The organism is Micromonospora profundi, from assembly GCF_011927785.1.
GTDB classification, from domain to species: Bacteria; Actinomycetota; Actinomycetes; order Mycobacteriales; family Micromonosporaceae; genus Micromonospora; species Micromonospora profundi.
Genome location: NZ_JAATJK010000001.1, coordinates 1,059,157 through 1,074,978 on the forward strand (window position 1 = coordinate 1,059,157; position 15,822 = coordinate 1,074,978).

14 protein-coding genes are annotated in these 15,822 nt (G+C 71.5%); 6 read left to right on the forward strand and 8 right to left on the reverse strand.

The window, feature by feature from the left end:
• The first annotated feature begins 46 nt into the window (after positions 1-46).
• Positions 47-814 (forward strand): imidazole glycerol phosphate synthase subunit HisF, encoded by a 768-nt coding sequence (gene hisF / locus F4558_RS04780; protein WP_053658138.1) that lies wholly within the window; start codon positions 47-49, stop codon positions 812-814.
• Positions 815-820: 6 nt separating this feature from the next.
• Here hisF and F4558_RS04785 read toward each other — a convergent pair whose 3' ends face one another.
• Positions 821-1,282, reverse strand: coding sequence for a hypothetical protein (locus F4558_RS04785; protein WP_053658140.1), 462 nt, complete (start codon positions 1,280-1,282; stop codon positions 821-823).
• A gap of 101 nt (positions 1,283-1,383) precedes the next feature.
• Positions 1,384-2,055, reverse strand: a complete 672-nt coding sequence (yczE, locus tag F4558_RS04790) for a membrane protein YczE (RefSeq protein WP_167943301.1) — start codon at positions 2,053-2,055, stop codon at positions 1,384-1,386.
• 59 nt (positions 2,056-2,114) lie between these two features.
• On the opposite strand from yczE, the gene yczR reads away from it, so the two are divergent.
• Together yczR and F4558_RS04800 are read left to right on the forward strand one after the other, a co-directional pair.
• Positions 2,115-3,572, forward strand: coding sequence for a MocR-like transcription factor YczR (gene yczR / locus F4558_RS04795; RefSeq protein ID WP_053658144.1), 1,458 nt, complete (start codon positions 2,115-2,117; stop codon positions 3,570-3,572).
• Positions 3,573-3,724: 152 nt separating this feature from the next.
• Positions 3,725-5,029 (forward strand): low temperature requirement protein A, encoded by a 1,305-nt coding sequence (locus F4558_RS04800; RefSeq protein WP_231640119.1) that lies wholly within the window; start codon positions 3,725-3,727, stop codon positions 5,027-5,029.
• A 46-nt stretch (positions 5,030-5,075) separates the two neighbouring features.
• On the opposite strand, the gene F4558_RS04805 is transcribed toward F4558_RS04800, so the two are convergent.
• From F4558_RS04805 to F4558_RS04815, 3 genes are all read right to left on the reverse strand, one after another.
• On the reverse strand, positions 5,076-6,902 hold the full coding sequence (locus F4558_RS04805; protein WP_167943302.1) for an AMP-dependent synthetase/ligase: 1,827 nt from the start codon (positions 6,900-6,902) through the stop codon (positions 5,076-5,078).
• A 138-nt stretch (positions 6,903-7,040) separates the two neighbouring features.
• Positions 7,041-7,796 carry a terpene synthase family protein gene (locus F4558_RS04810; RefSeq protein WP_306270315.1) on the reverse strand — a complete coding sequence of 252 codons (756 nt, stop codon included), beginning with the start codon at positions 7,794-7,796 and terminating at the stop codon, positions 7,041-7,043.
• Positions 7,797-8,120: 324 nt separating this feature from the next.
• Positions 8,121-8,750, reverse strand: coding sequence for a TIGR03085 family metal-binding protein (locus F4558_RS04815; protein WP_167943304.1), 630 nt, complete (start codon positions 8,748-8,750; stop codon positions 8,121-8,123).
• 162 nt (positions 8,751-8,912) lie between these two features.
• Between F4558_RS04815 and F4558_RS04820 the strand changes: the two genes are divergently transcribed.
• From F4558_RS04820 to F4558_RS04830, 3 genes are all read left to right on the forward strand, one after another.
• Positions 8,913-10,802, forward strand: coding sequence for an ABC transporter ATP-binding protein (locus F4558_RS04820; protein ID WP_167943305.1), 1,890 nt, complete (start codon positions 8,913-8,915; stop codon positions 10,800-10,802).
• A 114-nt stretch (positions 10,803-10,916) separates the two neighbouring features.
• Positions 10,917-12,698: an ABC transporter ATP-binding protein gene (locus F4558_RS04825; RefSeq protein ID WP_053658154.1), complete on the forward strand. Its 1,782-nt coding sequence runs from the start codon at positions 10,917-10,919 to the stop codon at positions 12,696-12,698.
• A 91-nt stretch (positions 12,699-12,789) separates the two neighbouring features.
• Positions 12,790-13,539 carry a DUF2470 domain-containing protein gene (locus F4558_RS04830; RefSeq protein WP_167943306.1) on the forward strand — a complete coding sequence of 250 codons (750 nt, stop codon included), beginning with the start codon at positions 12,790-12,792 and terminating at the stop codon, positions 13,537-13,539.
• A gap of 62 nt (positions 13,540-13,601) precedes the next feature.
• On the opposite strand, the gene F4558_RS04835 is transcribed toward F4558_RS04830, so the two are convergent.
• The 3 genes from F4558_RS04835 to F4558_RS04845 form a co-directional block, all read right to left on the reverse strand.
• Entirely contained in the window at positions 13,602-14,198 is a 597-nt protein-coding gene (locus tag F4558_RS04835; protein ID WP_053658158.1) for a TetR/AcrR family transcriptional regulator, read from the reverse strand.
• A gap of 76 nt (positions 14,199-14,274) precedes the next feature.
• Entirely contained in the window at positions 14,275-15,030 is a 756-nt protein-coding gene (locus F4558_RS04840) for an ABC transporter permease (protein WP_053658160.1), read from the reverse strand.
• Entirely contained in the window at positions 15,027-15,797 is a 771-nt protein-coding gene (locus F4558_RS04845; protein WP_053658163.1) for an ABC transporter ATP-binding protein, read from the reverse strand. Before F4558_RS04845 ends, F4558_RS04840 begins: the two co-directional genes overlap by 4 nt.
• Positions 15,798-15,822 lie beyond the last annotated feature (25 nt).

Genomic DNA, 15,822 nt, shown 5'->3' on the forward strand with positions numbered 1-15,822 from the left:
CGAATGGGCCGGCCGCCGTCGCGTGGGCGGAGGATAGGCTTGCGGCATGACGGTGGCGGTACGGGTGATCCCGTGTCTGGACGTGGACGCCGGACGGGTGGTCAAGGGGGTCAACTTCCTCGACCTGCGCGATGCCGGTGACCCTGTGGAGCTGGCTGCCGCCTATGACCGGGCCGGCGCGGACGAGCTGACCTTCCTCGACGTCACGGCGTCCTCCAGCGACCGGGGCACCATGCTCGACGTGGTCCGCCGCACCGCCGAGTCGGTCTTCATCCCGCTGACTGTGGGTGGCGGGGTCCGGCAGGTCGCCGACGTCGACACGCTGCTGCGCGCGGGCGCCGACAAGGTCGGCGTGAACACCGCCGCCATCGCCCGACCGGAGCTGATCGCCGAGATCGCCGACCGGTTCGGCCGGCAGGTGCTCGTGCTCTCCCTGGACGTGCGCCGCGCCTCGCCCGGTGCCACGCCCAGCGGCTTCGAGGTCACTACGCACGGCGGTCGACGCGGCACCGGCATCGACGCCGTGGACTGGGCGCGGCGGGGCGCCGAGCTGGGCGCGGGGGAGATCCTGCTCAACTCGATGGACGCCGACGGCACCAAGGCGGGCTTCGACCTGGAACTGATCGCCGCAGTGCGGGCCGTGGTGGACGTGCCGGTGGTGGCCAGTGGCGGCGCCGGTGAGGTGGCGCACTTCGCGCCGGCGATCGGGGCTGGTGCGGACGCGGTGCTCGCCGCCAGTGTCTTCCACTTCGGTGAGCTGACGGTGGCCGAGGTCAAGGACGCGCTGCGCCGCAGCGGTCACCCGGTGCGCTGAGCCCGGTCAGTGGCCGCCGGTGTGCCCCTCCGGTGACCGGCGGGGCGTGGGGATCGAGCGGACGGCGTACTCCTGCACGGCCGCCGCGTGATCAGCCTCGTCCAGGCTCCAGTCGGCGTGACCGGGCGCGCGTCGGCGGCTCAGCACACCCTGCACCGTGTCCACCATTGTCGCCACCCCGGCGCGCGGCCGGGTACGCCAGAGTTGCTCGCCCTCGGCGGTGATCCGGAACCAGCCGTCGGCCACGGTAACCAGCCCGGAGCCCACAAGCCGCTGGACGGCGGCCTCCACCTCGTGCCGCTCAGGGATCGCCCGGTTGAGGTGATCGGCTGTGGACAGAACATCGGCCAGCCGGACGCCCTCGGGCCGGCGGCTGGTCGCCGACCGACGGTGGCGCCCGGCCCCGCTCGCGATCACCAGCGACACGAAGATCCAGGCGTCCGACCAACGCCAACCGTTCTCCCCCATGCAGAGATGATGACGGCGAGCGTCGCGGAAGGGAACACCCACAGTCGATAGTGCGCTATTACACCACCGTGGCGTGCCGGCCCGTGAACCGTCGGTGAGGCTCAGCCGGTCGGCGCGACAGGTTCGACACCTTCAGTAGCGGGCCGCACGGCATCGGGCCGGCTCGGCGCGGGTACCGCGAACAGCGGGATGAACAGTTGCGCGAGCGGCCCGATGGCCAGCGCGTAGGCGACGGTGCCCACGCCGACAGTGCCGCCGAGCAGCCAGCCCAGCGCGAGCACAGTGACCTCGATGGCGGTGCGCACCAGCCGGACCGACAAACCTGGCCGGCGGGCCACCATCCCGGTCATCAGCCCGTCGCGGGGGCCAGGGCCCAGGTTTGCGCCGAGGTAGAGGGCGGTCGCGGCGCCGTTGCCGACGATCCCGGTGATCAGCAGCGCGATCCGCGAGGCCAACGGTCCACCGTCCGGCATCAGGGCCAATGTGGCATCCACGACGAGGCCGATCACCACCACGTTGCTGACCGTGCCCAGGCCGGGTCGCTGCCGCAGCGGGATCCAGAGCAGCAGCACCAGGGTCCCGACGATGATGGTGACAGTGCCGAAGGAGAGCCCGGTCAGCTCGGACAGCCCCTGGTGGAACACGTCCCAGGGGTTGAGGCCCAGACCCGAGCGGATCATCAGGGCCATGCTGACCCCGTAGAGGACGAGCCCGACGTAGAGCTGGATGAGCCGCCGCACCGGCCGATGCCGCAGATTGCCAATCAGTGCCATGCATGCCACCCTAGGGGCCAATCCTCCCGACGGAAGAGGCCAATATTCGAGGAGTGGCCATGTCAGGTCAGGTGCGAGGCGTCCAATTGGCCCGACTGCTCGGGCAGTGGCACGCCCTGCCGGGCCGCCGCCGCTGCCCCGACTACGCCGCTCTGGCCGCTTCCGTACGCGGCCTGCTCGCCGACGCCCGGCTGCCGCTGGGCGTCCGCCTCCCTGCCGAACGGGAGCTGGCCGAGGCGCTGCGGATCAGCCGTACCACTGTCACGGCCGCGTACCGGGAGTTGCGCGAGACCGGGCACCTGGCCAGCCGCCGGGGCGCCGGCAGCTGGACGATGCTGCCCGCCAACCACCGCGTCGCGAGCACCGGGCTGTGGACACCTGTGGACGACCGGGACATGATCGACCTCGGTGTCGCCGCGCTCGCCGCGCCGCCGCAACTGCTCGACGCGGCCCGCGCCGCCACCGAGGATCTGCCCCGCTATCTGGGCGGCGCCGGCTACCACCCGACCGGGATCATCGAGCTGCGCGAGGCGGTGGCCGACGGCTACACCGCCCGCGGCCTGCCCACCTCGGCCGACCAGATCATGGTCACCAGCGGCACCCAGCACGCCCTGGACCTGGTGCTGCGGCTCGCCCTGCCACCCGGCGGGAGCGTGCTTGTCGAGTCACCTACCTACCCCAACGCGCTCGCCGCCCTGTCCGGCCGGCGAGCCCGGATCACCACCCACGGGCTGTCCGTCGACGCCGGCGGCTGGGAGCCCGACCTGCTGCTGGGCAGCCTGCGGCAGACCCGGCCCAAGCTGGCCTACCTGATCCCGGAGTTCCAGAACCCGACCGGGCATCTGATGCCGGCCGCGCTGCGCGAGCAGGTGGCTGCCGTCGCCCACGCCGTCGGCACTGACTTGATCGTCGACGAGTCCTTTGTGGACCTGCCGTTGGGCGGCACCGAGCTGCCCCCGCCGGTGGCCGCGTTCGACAGGCACTCCCGGGTGGTGAGCATCGGCGGGATGAGCAAGCCGTACTGGGGTGGCCTGCGGATCGGCTGGGTCCGCGCCTCCGCTCCGCAGGTGCAGCGACTGGCCGCCGTCCGGGTCGGCGTGGACATGTCCAGCCCGGTGCTCGACCAACTGGTCGCCGTACACCTGCTCGCCGACGCGGCGACGATCGTCGCGGAGCGTCGGGTCCAGCTCGCCGCCCAGCGCGACGCGTTGCTCGGCGCACTGGCGCACCGGCTTCCGGACTGGCGGGTGAACGTTCCGCGCGGCGGCGTCACGTTGTGGGCCGAGCTGGACGGTCCGGTCTCCAGCGCGCTGGCCCGGGCCGCCGAGGAGGTCGGAGTCCGGTTGGCACCGGGCCCCCGGTTCGGTCTCGACGGCACGTTGGAACGGTTCCTGCGGCTGCCGTTCACACTGCCCGCCGCCGACCTGGTGGAGGCCGTGGGGCGGCTCGCTGCGGTCCGCTACGACCTGGACCGCGCCGGCCGACAACGCTGGCGGGAGCCCGCCGTCATCGCCTGAGCCGCCGCTGTCGCGACCGACCGGCCGACCGCAGGGCCAGCGTCCCGAACCGCTCCCGTCTCGTCGCGGACCGCCCGAGGCAGGGTGAGCGGGCATCGCGGCGGTTCGCCGGAACGTGCCTTCGGCCCGACTGCGGCTGCCACAATCCCCTGGTGGACGTGGGTGCGGGGGCGCGTGGGGTCCAGCGGAGCGCACCGGGCTCCCGGGCAACCCACCTCGAACTCTTCTACGACCTGATCTTCGTCTTCGCCTTCCTGAACGTGACCACCGTAACCGCCGAAAATCCGACAGTCCGCGGCCTCGTCCAGTGCCTGGTGGTGCTGGCGCTGCTCTGGTGGTGCTGGACGGGGTTCGCCGTGCTGGGAAACCTGATCCGGACCGACCAGGGCATCGTCCCGCTGATCGGCTTCGCCACAATGGCCGCCGCATTCGTGCTGGCGCTGAGCCTGCCGAAGGCGTTCGTCGACCGTTCGGGCGGGCTGTACGGCCCGCTGGTCTTCGCGGCCGGCTACTTCCTGGTCCGGGTGAGCGAGACGTCGATCTTCATCTGGCTCGGTCGCCGGAACCAGGACGTGCGTCAACGCTGGCTGCTGCTCGTCCTGCCGCCGCTGCTGGCCACGTCGCTCATCGTCGCCGCCGCGCTGCTGCCGCAGCGGCTTTTCGACGGAGCGGGCGAGGGGTCGGCCCGGCTGGTGCTCTGGCTCGCGGCCCTGGGCGTGGAGTACGGGGCTGGGCTGTTGTTGGGCGGCAGCGGGTGGACGGTGGTCTCCGCCGGGCACTGGGCGGAGCGGCACGGCCAGATCGTCTTGATCGCCCTCGGCGAGGCCATCATCGCGCTCGGGTTCTCTCCGGGCGGCGGCGCCGGTCTGCCGTTGACCTGGCCGGCGCTGATCGCCGCGGTGCTCGGCGTGGCGGTGGCCGCGACGCTGTGGTGGGCGTACTTCGACACCCTGGCGCTCGGTATGGAACAGGCCCTGCACCGGACCCGCGACCCGGTCGCCCGTGCCACTCTCGCCCGGGACACCTACACCTACCTGCACCTGCCGGTCATCGCCGGGATCATCCTGTTCGCGCTCGGACTCAAGGGGCTCATCCACGAGGCCGCCGATCCCAACACGCCGAGCTGGGGCGTTCCGTTGCCGAGCTTCGACCTGCTGGCGCTCTACGGCGGGGTCGCGCTCTACCTGCTCGCGCTCGCCGTGCTCGGCCGGCGGATGCTCGCCTCTCGCCGCTGGCCCACGATCGGCGGAATCGCGTTGCTGTTCGTGCTGGTGCCGGTGGCCGGTTCGCTGCCGGAGATGGTCGCGTTGGCCGTGCTGGCCGTGGCGACCTCGCTGGCCGTGTTGGCGCAGACGATCGTGGACGCCCATCACCGACGAGGGGTCCGGCGGGTGGCGCTGGCGGAGCAGCTCGCCGCTGAGGAGGAACAGTCGAGGTGGCGGCGTCACCACCTGTGAGGGCCCCGTGCCGGCGGGCAGCCGGGACACGGGACCCTCGGTGGGATCAGAGCTCGGCGAGGGTGCCGGCGTACATCTTGTCGATCTCGGCGGAGAAGTTGCTCTCCACTCCACGCCGCTTGATCTTGAGCGACGGGGTGATCTCGCCGTCCTCGATTGTCAGGTCGCGCGGCAGGATTGCCACCTTCTTGATCGTCTCCCAGCGGTTGAGCTTCGCGTTGAGCTGGGCGACGTACTCCTCGACCATCGTCTGTGCCTCCTGCGAGGTCACGATCTCGGTGTAGCTGCGACCCTCGAGCGGGCCGCCGGCGACCCAGCCCTGGATCGCGTCCGGGTCCAGCGTGACGAGCATCGTGCAGAAGTTGCGGGCCTGCCCGACGACGACCGCCTGCGAGGTGTACGGGCAGATCGCCTTGAACATGCCCTCGATGTGCGACGGCGCGATGTACTTGCCGCCCGAGGTCTTGACCAGGTCCTTCTTGCGGTCGGTGATCCGCAGGTAGCCCTGCTCGTCGAGGGTGCCGATGTCGCCGGTACGGAAGAAGCCGTCCTCGGTGAACGCGGCGGCGGTCTCCTCCGGCAGGTTGTGGTAGCCGCGCATCACCGGCCGACCACGCACCAGGATCTCGCCGTCGGTGTCGATCCGGCACTCCAGGTCGCCCATCGCCCGGCCCACAGTGCCGATCCGCAGCCCCGACGGCGGGTTGACGAAGTTGCCGGCGCTGGTCTCGGTCAGGCCGTAGCCCTCGGAGATCGGCAGGTTGGCGGCGGCGAAGAAGGTGGCGATCTCCGGGCTGAGCGGAGCGGCACCGGAGACGAGCACCCGCATCCGGCCGCCCAGGCGGGCCTGGAGCTTGCTGAAGACGAGCTTCTCGGCCAGCCCGTAGCGCAGCTTGAGCCCGCCGGGCACCGGCTTGCCGGCCTGCTCCAGGGCCACCTTCTCCTTGCCGACCCGGACGCCCCAGGCGAAGATCTTCGCCTTCGCGCCGCCGGCGCCCTGCGCGGTGGTCACCGCCCGGTTGTAGACCTTCTCGAACACCCGGGGAGCGCCGCACATCAGCGTCGGGCGGATGACCCCCAACAGGTCGACCAGCTTGTCCACCCGCCCGTCGACGTAGGTGGGCAGCCCGACGTGGATGGCGCCGCAGAGCAGCGTCTTGCCGAACGAGTGGGCAAGGGGCAGCCACAGGTACTGAAGATCGTCGTCGCGCAGCAGCCCCACCTCGGCCTGCGCCACGGCCTCCCAGCACCAGCCGCCGTGCAGCAGCTCGACGCCCTTGGGCTGACCGGTGGTGCCGGAGGTGTAGATCAGGGTGGCCAGGTGGTCCGGGCCGATGCCGGCCACCAGCATGTCGATCAGATCGGGCTCGTTGGCCAGCGCGGCGGCGCCGCGCTGCTCCAACTCGGCGAGGGTGAGCTGCGGTACGGCAGCGGCCGGGTCGGCGGCACCGTCGAAGAGCACCACGTGGGTCAGTGCGGGCAGGTCAGCACCCGCGATCTTGGCCGCCTGGTCGGGGTTTTCCGCGAACAGCACCCGCGAGCCGGAGTCCGCGATGATGAACGTCGCGTCCCCCGGTTCGGTGGTCGGATAGACGGTGGTGGTCGCCCCGCCGGCACACATGATGCCGAGGTCGGCGATCACCCAGTCCAGTCGGGTGTTGGCGAGGATCGCGACCGGATCCTCCTGGCCGACGCCGAGCGCGTGCAGGCCGGCGGCGACCGCCTTGGCGCGCTGACCGACCTGCTCCCAGGTCAGCCAGTTGGGGCCCGAGTCGTCGGGCAGTGGGGACGCGAAGGCGTGGCGGTCGGGGGTCGCTGCCACGCGCTTGAGGAACATGTCCGGGATGGAGCGGTACGGTACATCGAGAGCCATCGCTGTAGCCGCCTTCGGGGGTGGTGGCGTGACGGGCGTCACGTCGTAACGGTTACCGAAGAGTATTGCTTTCCACCAGGCATCGGCTAGCCCTGGAGATCATCCGGCTGCCCCCGTCCCACCAACCGGTACCGAGGATCAGGCGTAGCGGGCAGCCATGACTGACCAGTCGTAGGTGGCACGAACCCAGTTGCGTCGGGACGCGAGCGGCTCGTGCAGTCCGTCGTCACCGCTGGCCAACAGCGCCTCCTCCGCGTCCAGGTACGCCGCCAGCCCCCGGTTGAAGCGGTCCGCGGCGGCCCGCAGCGCGTCCGCCTCGTCCAGCCCGCCCTCCTGGGCGATGACTGTCACCAGGTTGTGCGCGTCCGGGTCGGCCCGGCTCTCCTTGCCGTAGGAGAACAGGTCGTTGCACCAGCAGATCAGGTCCACCGCCAGCAGGTCCAGAGCGGTCAGCGCCGGATCGGCACGTCGTGTCGGCCCCGGTGGTCGCCCCGACGCCAGGTCGGTAAGGGTGAGGCAGGGGTGGACGCCGCCGATGTGCCGCCGCAACTGGACGTACTCGGTGACCCCAGGGACCCGTTGGCGCTCCCGGTTGGTCGCCTCCCAGAGCAGCGCCAGCAGATACTCCCGCAACTGGCTGACGAACCGCAGCAGCAGCGCCGAGCGGCCCTGCGCCCGGGTCCGGCGGCACAGGTCGTGCAGTGCAGCGCCCAGCGGGCCCGCCTCGGTCGGCGGTCGTGCGGCCGGATCACCGCACTGGTCCAGCACGTCGAGGAGCGCCCCGATGGCCGGCGCCAAGCGGCCCGGGTCGGTCCCGAGACCGTCCTCGTCGCAGGCGTCATCCATGACGAAGAGCCAGGAGATCAGGTCGGTGAGAAGTCGGACTCCCTCCACTGGTCCGTCTGGGCAGGCCCGGCCGGCTAGGCCGGCGGCATCCGCCTGTTGCAATCGGCTAACTCTATGTCCGGAATCGACCAGCCCGAACGTTCGCGCCCACTTGACGCTCTCGTCCGCCACCCGATCCGTGGCCTTATGGCGCCCTCCCACAAAGGAAGGTTCCCGTAGCGCCGAAATCGCGAAACTGCGCATGCTCCGCCCCCACTTCATGCCGCCCCGGCGCGGAACGGCGCGCTGAAGCGTACGGGAGGAGGTATCGTTCCGCATCGCTCCCGCGTGCGTAATTCCGTGGAAGTTTCGTGACCGATTCAGTACAGACGGTCACATACCCAGGCTGGCGTTGCGCAGTTGCTGCGCCGACGCCGCCGGTCCGTCCAGCTGAACACGGGCCACCCGCTGCCGCCCGGAGAGGAAAAGCGTCAGCTCGCCCGGGGCACCCACCAACCGCAGCGGCTCGCCACCGCGGCCGGTGGAGATCTCGCCGTAGCCGGGCGCTTGGACGTACAGGTCAGCGGGGAAACGGCGCAGCCTCATGCGGGCCAGAGGGGCTGCCCGCTTCCAGAGCGTGGCCTCCAGGCCACTGGACAACTCGCGCGGCTGCCACCCCGGCGCCGCCCGCCGCACGTCCTCGTGGTGGATGAAGAACTCCACCGTGTTGACCAACTCGTCGGTCAACGGGTTGCTGACCGGGCTCCACACCGGCGGTCGACGCACCTGCGTCACCAGTTCCGGGTACGGCCGGGCCGCGATCTGGAGGCGGACCCGCTCGGCGTACGCGCGAAGCGGCGGCAGCAGGAGCCCGCCGGCCGCGTCCGGTCGGCGCTCCCGTAGCACCAGGTGCGCGGCGAGGTCGCGGGTCGCCCAGCCCTCGTTGATCGTCGGCGCGTCCGGCCCGAGGGCCAGCAGGAGATCGGCCAGCGACTGGCGCTCGGCTCGGGCGTATCGCGGCATGGCCCGATCGTAGGCCCGGATGCCGTGCGCCGCCCGTCGAGCAGCTCAGCGCCTGGTGCGCCGTCCGGTGCGTGACTGTCGACATATCCGGTCCGGGTCGTCGGTGTCGGTGGCTACCGGTAAGGATGAGGGAGATAATTGTGGCTTACGGCGGGGGAGAGCGTGGCGAGCGGAACAAGTCGGGACGTACTCGGCCGAGGGCTGGGAGTCCTCCGGCAGGCCATCCGGGAACAGCCACGCATTTTTGCGGTGGCAGTGCTCGGCAGCGTGCTGTTCGGCGGAATGGTCATCGCCAGCGCGTTCGTGGTGGGCGCGGTTGTCGGTGACGTGGTGGTGCCGGCCATCGCCCGTGGCGAGGTGGCGACCGGCACGCTGGCGCTGGCCGCCGTGGCGCTCTTCGGCATCAGCGTGCTGCGGGTCGTGGGGATCTTCGGGCGTCGGCTCGGCGCCGGCTACATGCAGTACCGCCTCCAGGCGGCCTACCGTCGGCGGGTCACCCGCCGGTACCTGGACCTGCCGCTGTCGTGGCACCACCGCAACGCCACAGGCACCCTGCTGTCCAACGCCAACTCCGATGTGGAGGCGGCCTGGTATCCGATCGCGCCACTGCCGTTCGCCGTCGGCACGTTGGTGATGCTGGTCGGCGCGATCGTCTCCCTGTTCGCCACCGACTGGGCGCTCGCCCTGGTCGGCCTCGCGGTCTTTCCCGCGCTGTTCGCGCTCAACGTGGTCTATTCCCGCCGGATGGCGCCCCGGCAGGCCCGGGCGCAGCGGCTGCGCGCCGAGGTCAGCGAGATCGCCCACGAGAGCTTCGACGGCGCGCTCGTGGTCAAGACGATGGGCCGCGAGGCGCAGGAGACCACCCGGTTCGCAGGTCGCGCCGGAGAGTTGCGGGACGCGCTGATCGCGGTCGGCCGCCTGCGGGGCGTCTTCGACCCGCTGCTGGAGACCCTGCCCAGCCTCGGCACCCTGGCGGTGCTTGTGGTCGGGGCGTTCCGGCTGCGCCAGGGCGCGATCAGCGTGACCGAGCTGGTCAGCGTTGCCTTCCTCTTCACAGTGCTGGCGTTCCCGGTGCGGGCCATCGGCTGGGTGCTTGCCGAACTGCCGCGCAGCGTCGCCGGCTGGGACCGGGTCCGCCGGGTGCTCGACGCCACCGGCGAGATGCCGTACGGATCCCGCGTGCTCGATCCGGCCACCTCCGGCCCGGCCACGCTCACCTTCACGGATGTGCACTTCTCGTACCCGCCGGCGGAGGCGCACCAGACCGGCGCGAAGGTGCTCGGCGCTGTCGGGTTCACGGTGCCGGCCGGCCGCACGGTGGCTCTGGTCGGGCCGACCGGCGCCGGTAAGTCCACAATCGCCTCGCTGGCGGTGCGTCTCGTCGACCCGGACTCCGGCACCGTGGAGCTGGACGGTGTGGACGTGCGGGACCTGACCGCCGCCTCGCTGGCGAGCACCGTCGCCCTTGTCGCGCAGGTGCCGTTCGTCTTCGACGACACCGTACGGGCCAACATCGCCCTCGACCGGCCGGGCATCGACGACGAGGTGGTCTGGGCGGCGTTGCGGCTGGCCGAGGCGGACGGTTTCGTCGCGGCGCTGCCCAACGGGCTCGACACGATGGTCGGCGAGCGCGGCACCTCGCTGTCCGGCGGGCAGCGGCAGCGGCTCACGTTGGCCCGCGCGCTGGCGGGGAGCCCACGTCTGCTGGTGCTCGACGACGCGACGAGCGCGGTGGACCCCCGGGTGGAGGCGGCAATCCTGGCGGGTCTGCGCTCGTCGGCGGGCGAGCCGGGAGCGCCGATGGCGTCGATCCTCGTCGTCGCGTACCGCCGGGCGACCATCGCGCTGGCCGACGAGGTGATCTACGTCGAGCAGGGCCGGGTGGTGGCCCGGGGCACGCACACCGAGTTGCTGGGCACGGTCCCCGGGTACGCGGATCTGGTGACCGCGTACGAGCAGGCGGAGGTCGAACGGGCGCAGGAGCGCACGTACGACGAGGTGGCGCCGCTGCCGTCGGGCTTGGAGATCGAAAACGAGAGGTCGACCCGGTGAGCGCGAGGAGTGCAGCGCAGCGGAGCCCCGCAGTCGCGAACGAGAGGTCGACCCGGTGAGCGCGAGGAGTGCAGCGCAGCGGAGCCCCGCAGTCGCGAACGAAAGGCCAGCCCGGTGAGCGCGCAGACGGATGAGCGGGCGGCGAGGTCAGAGACGACCTGGCAGACGTTGCGGCGTGGGTTGGCGTTGTCGCCGGAGCTGCGGACGGGGTTGGCTGGCACGCTGGCTCTGGCGTTGGTCTACATGGTGGGCCGGGTGGCGGTGCCTGTCGCGGTGCAGCAGGGCATCGACCGGGGCATCGTCGGTGGCCTGAACCTGACCGTGATCTGGTCGGTGGTGGCGATCACCGCGGCGATCCTGGTGGTTACCACGCTCTGCGGTTACCTGATGATGCGGCGGCTGTTCACTGTCAGCGAGACGGCGTTGGCGAACGTGCGGACGCGGGCGTTCCGGCACGTGCATGACCTGTCGATGCTGCACCAGCAGTCGGAGCGGCGCGGTTCGTTGGTGTCCCGGGTGACGAGTGACGTCGACCAGATCACCCAGTTCCTCCAGTGGGGCGGGGTGATCCTGCTCGTCAATCTGGGGCAGTTGGTGGTCACGACGGCCGTCATGCTGGCGTACTCCTGGCAGTTGACGCTTGTGGTGTTGGTGGCGTTCCTGCCGGCGGTGTTCATCATCCGGCAGTTGCAGCGTCGCCTCGGCGCGGCGTACGCGACGGTGCGTCAGCGCACCGGCACGTTGCTGGGCGCGATCGGCGAGAGTGTGGTGGGCGCGCCGGTGATCCGGGCGTACGGCATCGCGGGGCGTACGGCGCGGCGGTTGGACGACGCCATCGACAGCCAGCGTGTGGCGCAGCAGCGGGCGATCCGGATCAGCATCGTGGGCAGCTCGGTGGGTGAGCTGGCGGCCGGTGTGGCGCTGGCCGGCGTGGTGGTGCTCGGGGTGACGCTGGGGGTGGACGGCACGCTGTCGATCGGCCAGTTGACGGCGTTCCTGTTCCTGGTGACGTTGTTCATCCAGCCGGTGCAGATCGCCACGGAGGTGTTGAACGAGGCGCAGAACGCGATCGCTGGTTGGCGGCGGGTGTTGGACGTGCTGGACGTCGCTCCGGACGTGGCCGATCCGGGGGAGCAGGGTCGGGATCTGCCGGGCGGTCCGTTGGACATCCGGTTCGCCGGGGTGCGGTTCGCCTATCCGGGTGGTCCGCCGGTGCTGCACGACATCGATCTGGAGATCGCGGCGAAGAGTCGCGTGGCGGTGGTGGGGGAGACCGGCAGCGGCAAGACGACGTTCGCGAAGCTGCTCACCCGGTTGATGGACCCGTCGTCGGGTGCGGTGCTGCTGTCCGGGGTGCCGCTGTCGGAGGTCCGGTTCGATTCGCTGCGGTCCCGTGTGGTGATGGTGCCGCAGGACGGGTTCCTCTTCGACGCGACGGTGGGGGACAACGTCCGGTTCGCCCGGCCGGAGTTGACCGATGAGCAGCTCGCTGCGGCGTTCACCGAGTTGGGCCTGGCGGACTGGCTGGATGGTCTGCCGGCGGGCCTGGACACCCCGGTCGGTGAGCGTGGTGAGGCGCTCAGCGTCGGGGAGCGGCAGTTGGTGGCGTTGGCCCGGGCGTACGTGGCGGATCCGGATCTGCTGGTGCTGGACGAGGCGACAAGCGCTGTGGACCCGGCGACGGAGGTGCGCCTGCAACGGACGCTGGACGCCGTGACGCGGGGTCGTACGACGCTCGCGATCGCGCACCGGCTCTCCACGGCGCAGGCGGCCGACGAGGTGATCGTGGTGGACCGGGGGCGGGTCGTGCAGCGCGGCTCCCATGACGAGTTGGTCCGGGATGCCGATTCGGTCTACGGCCTGCTGTACGCGTCGTGGCTGGAGCAGACCAGGTAGCGGGGGCGCCCGCGTGGGGCAGGTGGACGTGGTGGGCCCTGTGCTCTACGCTCCGGCTTAGGTAAGCCTAACCTTCGAAGGGGGTCTCCCTATGCGGCCCAGCCCCGCCGAGACCGTGCGTACTCTCGTCGCCGGTCGGCTGCCCGGTCTCATCCACCTGGCCCACCGACCGGGCCCGCACCACGCTCGGCACGTGACCGACCCCGACGGTCGGGTCCTGCTGCTGGTGCCGGTCGCCAGCCACCTCGCCGCCGCGTTGCAGCCAGACGGCGGGAGCGCCGACGTCGCCGTGGTCCTCGACGTGCTCGACCTGCCACCGGCGGCCGGCGCTCCGGGGTTGGGCCGGGCGTGGGTGTCCGGTTGGGCAGGTGAACTGCACGGCGACGAGGCACGCCGAGCGGCCGTCGACTTCGCCGCTGTCGAGCCGACAGGTGACCTGCTCGACGTGGGGACCCGTTTCCGGCTGTTCCGCTTCGAGGTGGCCGAGGTCCGCTGGGAGCAGGCGGGCGTCGTGCGGCGGATCGACCCGGGGGAGTACGCCGAGGCGGAGCCGGACCCGGTGCACCCGGTCGAGGCGCTGCTCCTGGCCGACCTCGCCGACCGCGACGCCGCCGAAATGACCGACTACCTGCGTCAGCAGCTCGGTTTGACCGAGCAGACCCCGGACGGGCCGCCGCGCGTGGTGCGCATCGATCGGTACGGCCTGGTGGTCGCCCTCGGCCGTCCCGCCGCCCGGCGTCGCATTCGGTTGGCCTTCCCGTGTCCGCTGGCCGGCCCAGAGGAGCTGGACGGGCTGCTTCCGACGCTGCGTCGCCGGGCCGAGGCCCGTCCGCCCCGCTGATCGGGCCGGCCTCCAGCCGCCGGCACCGGCCTACGGTCGGCCCCGTGACCGCCGCGACCTGTCTAGGTCGGCAGCGGCCCGGTCAGGTACCGCTGGATGGTCGGGCCGATGGCGGCGACAAGGGTCTCCGGGTCCGCCGAGGCGACCGGCTCCATCCGGACGACGTGCCGCATCAGGGCCAGGCCGATCATCTGGGTGGCCACCAGGGAACCGCGCAGCGGCAGCTCGTCCCTGTCGACGTCGAGCTGCTCCAGCACCCGCCGCAGCACCTGGGTGGTGACGAACTCGCGCAGCAGGCGGGCGGTCCACTCGTTGCTCACGGCGGAGCGCAGCAGCGCCTGCGCGGCACTGCCGGCCGGGGAGTCCCACACGCCGAGGAAGTTGCGAACCAGTCGCTCGCCGACGCCGTCCTCGTCGCCGGCGAGCACCGTCGGTACCAGCTGGCCGGGGTCGACCGGGAAGTTCATCGCGGCGAGGAACAGCTGGTCCTTACTGCCGAAATAGTGATGCACAAGCGCCGGGTCGACCCCCGCCGCGCTGGCGATGGCACGGATCGAGGCGACGTCGAAGCCACGCTCGGCGAACGCCGTGCGCGCCGCGTCGAGGATCGCCTCCCGGGTGTCCGGGTTGCCGGGTCTCCGACCGGTTCGCCGCGCCATCGTCGCCCTTCGTTCGTTTCACAGGCGCAGCCGCCGCACGGCCGCGCAGGTCTCAGCCGGTACGGCCGCGCAGGTCTCAGCCGGTACGTCGGCGCAGGGTGGCCGCCGCGAGCACCAGCGCCAACACCACAGCGCCGAGCACCACCGCCACGTCCCGCCACATCGTGCCGGTCGGTTCGGCGTGCGCGCCGACCTCCTGCAACGCCTCGACGGCGTACGACAGGGGGAAGGCGTTACTGAGCGCCTGGAGCCAGCCGGCCATCTGGTCACGGGCCACGAACAGGCCGCACAGCAGCAGTTGGGGGATCACCACGACCGGCAGGAACTGTACTGCCTGGAACTCGGTGCGGGCGAAGGCGCTGCAGAGCAGGCCGAGGGCGACACCGAGCACGGCGTCGACGACAGCGATGCCGATCACCAGACCGCTGCTGCCTGCCGTCTCCAGATCGAAGATCCAGTACGCCACCGCAGCGGCGACCGTGGCCTGCACGGCGGCGGCCAGCCCGAACGCGATGCCGTACCCGAAGAGCAGGTCGAGCTTGCCCAGCGGGGTGGTGAGCAGGCGTTCCAGGGTGCCGGAGGCGCGTTCCCGGAGCATGGCGATGCTGGTGACCAGGAACATGATCACAAAGGGGAAGATGCCAAGCATCACCAGCGCGACCCTGTCGAAGGTGGACGGTTGACCGGGCGGGGTCGGCTGGTCGACGTACATGAAATAGACGAGGGTGAGCAGGGCGGTCGGAACCACGAGGAGCAGCGCGATCGTGCGCCGGTCGTGCCTGAGCTGGCGCAGGATGCGACCGGTGGTGGCCGCCAGGATCCGCGGGTTCACGACGCCTCCCGTCCGGTGCCCGAGGTACGGCCGGTGGTTTCCGTCGGGCCGGAGCGGGCCTCCTCGGCGCGGATCAGCCGCAGGAACGCCTCGTCGAGGTCGTCCACACCGGCGGACGCGCGGACCGCGTCCGGGCTGTCGTCGGCGATCAGTCGCCCCGCGCGGATCAGCAGCAGCCTGTCGCAGCGCGCCGCCTCGTCCATCACGTGGCTGGACACCAGCAGTGTGGTGCCGGCGGCGGCCATCGCGTGGAACCGTGCCCACAGGTCGGCGCGCAGCACCGGGTCCTGACCGACTGTCGGCTCGTCGAGGATGACCAGCTCCGGGTCGCCGACCAGGGCGCAGGCCAGTGAGGCCCGGCTGCGCTGGCCGCCGGAGAGGGTGGCGACCAGTTGACCGGCGGCCTCGGCCAGCCCGACGTCGGTGACCGCCTGGTCGGCCTCGGCGCGACCGCGTCCGTGCAGGGCCGCGAAGTAGCGGGCGTTCTCCCGAACGGTCAGGTCGGCGTAGACGCTCGGCGCCTGGGTGAGGTAGCCGACCTGGTGCCGCAGCGCGGGAGCACCAGCCGGCTGGCCCAGCACGGTCACCGTCCCGGAGGTGACCACCTGCACGCCGACCACCGCGCGCAGGAACGTGGTCTTGCCGCTGCCGCTGGGGCCGAGCAGCCCGGTGACGGCGCCGCGCGGAACGGTGCAGCTGATGCCGTCCAGCACCCGCCGGCCGCCCCTGTCGACCACCAGGTCACGGACCGCTATCGCGTCGGTCATCCCGCACCTCCGATGGAATTCAACA

Bases quoted from the DNA above. Each gene is read 5' to 3' on its own strand.
- hisF (WP_053658138.1), top strand. From the start codon at position 47: ATGACGGTGGCGGTACGGGTGATCCCGTGTCTGGACGTGGACGCCGGA.
- F4558_RS04815 (WP_167943304.1), bottom strand. From the start codon at position 8,750: ATGCCGCGATACGCCCGAGCCGAGCGCCAGTCGCTGGCCGATCTCCTG.
- F4558_RS04835 (WP_053658158.1), bottom strand. From the start codon at position 14,198: ATGGCGCGGCGAACCGGTCGGAGACCCGGCAACCCGGACACCCGGGAG.
- F4558_RS04830 (WP_167943306.1), top strand. From the start codon at position 12,790: ATGCGGCCCAGCCCCGCCGAGACCGTGCGTACTCTCGTCGCCGGTCGG.
- yczR (WP_053658144.1), top strand. From the start codon at position 2,115: ATGTCAGGTCAGGTGCGAGGCGTCCAATTGGCCCGACTGCTCGGGCAG.
- F4558_RS04845 (WP_053658163.1), bottom strand. From the start codon at position 15,797: ATGACCGACGCGATAGCGGTCCGTGACCTGGTGGTCGACAGGGGCGGC.
- F4558_RS04805 (WP_167943302.1), bottom strand. From the start codon at position 6,902: ATGGCTCTCGATGTACCGTACCGCTCCATCCCGGACATGTTCCTCAAG.
- yczE (WP_167943301.1), bottom strand. From the start codon at position 2,055: ATGGCACTGATTGGCAATCTGCGGCATCGGCCGGTGCGGCGGCTCATC.
- F4558_RS04785 (WP_053658140.1), bottom strand. From the start codon at position 1,282: ATGGGGGAGAACGGTTGGCGTTGGTCGGACGCCTGGATCTTCGTGTCG.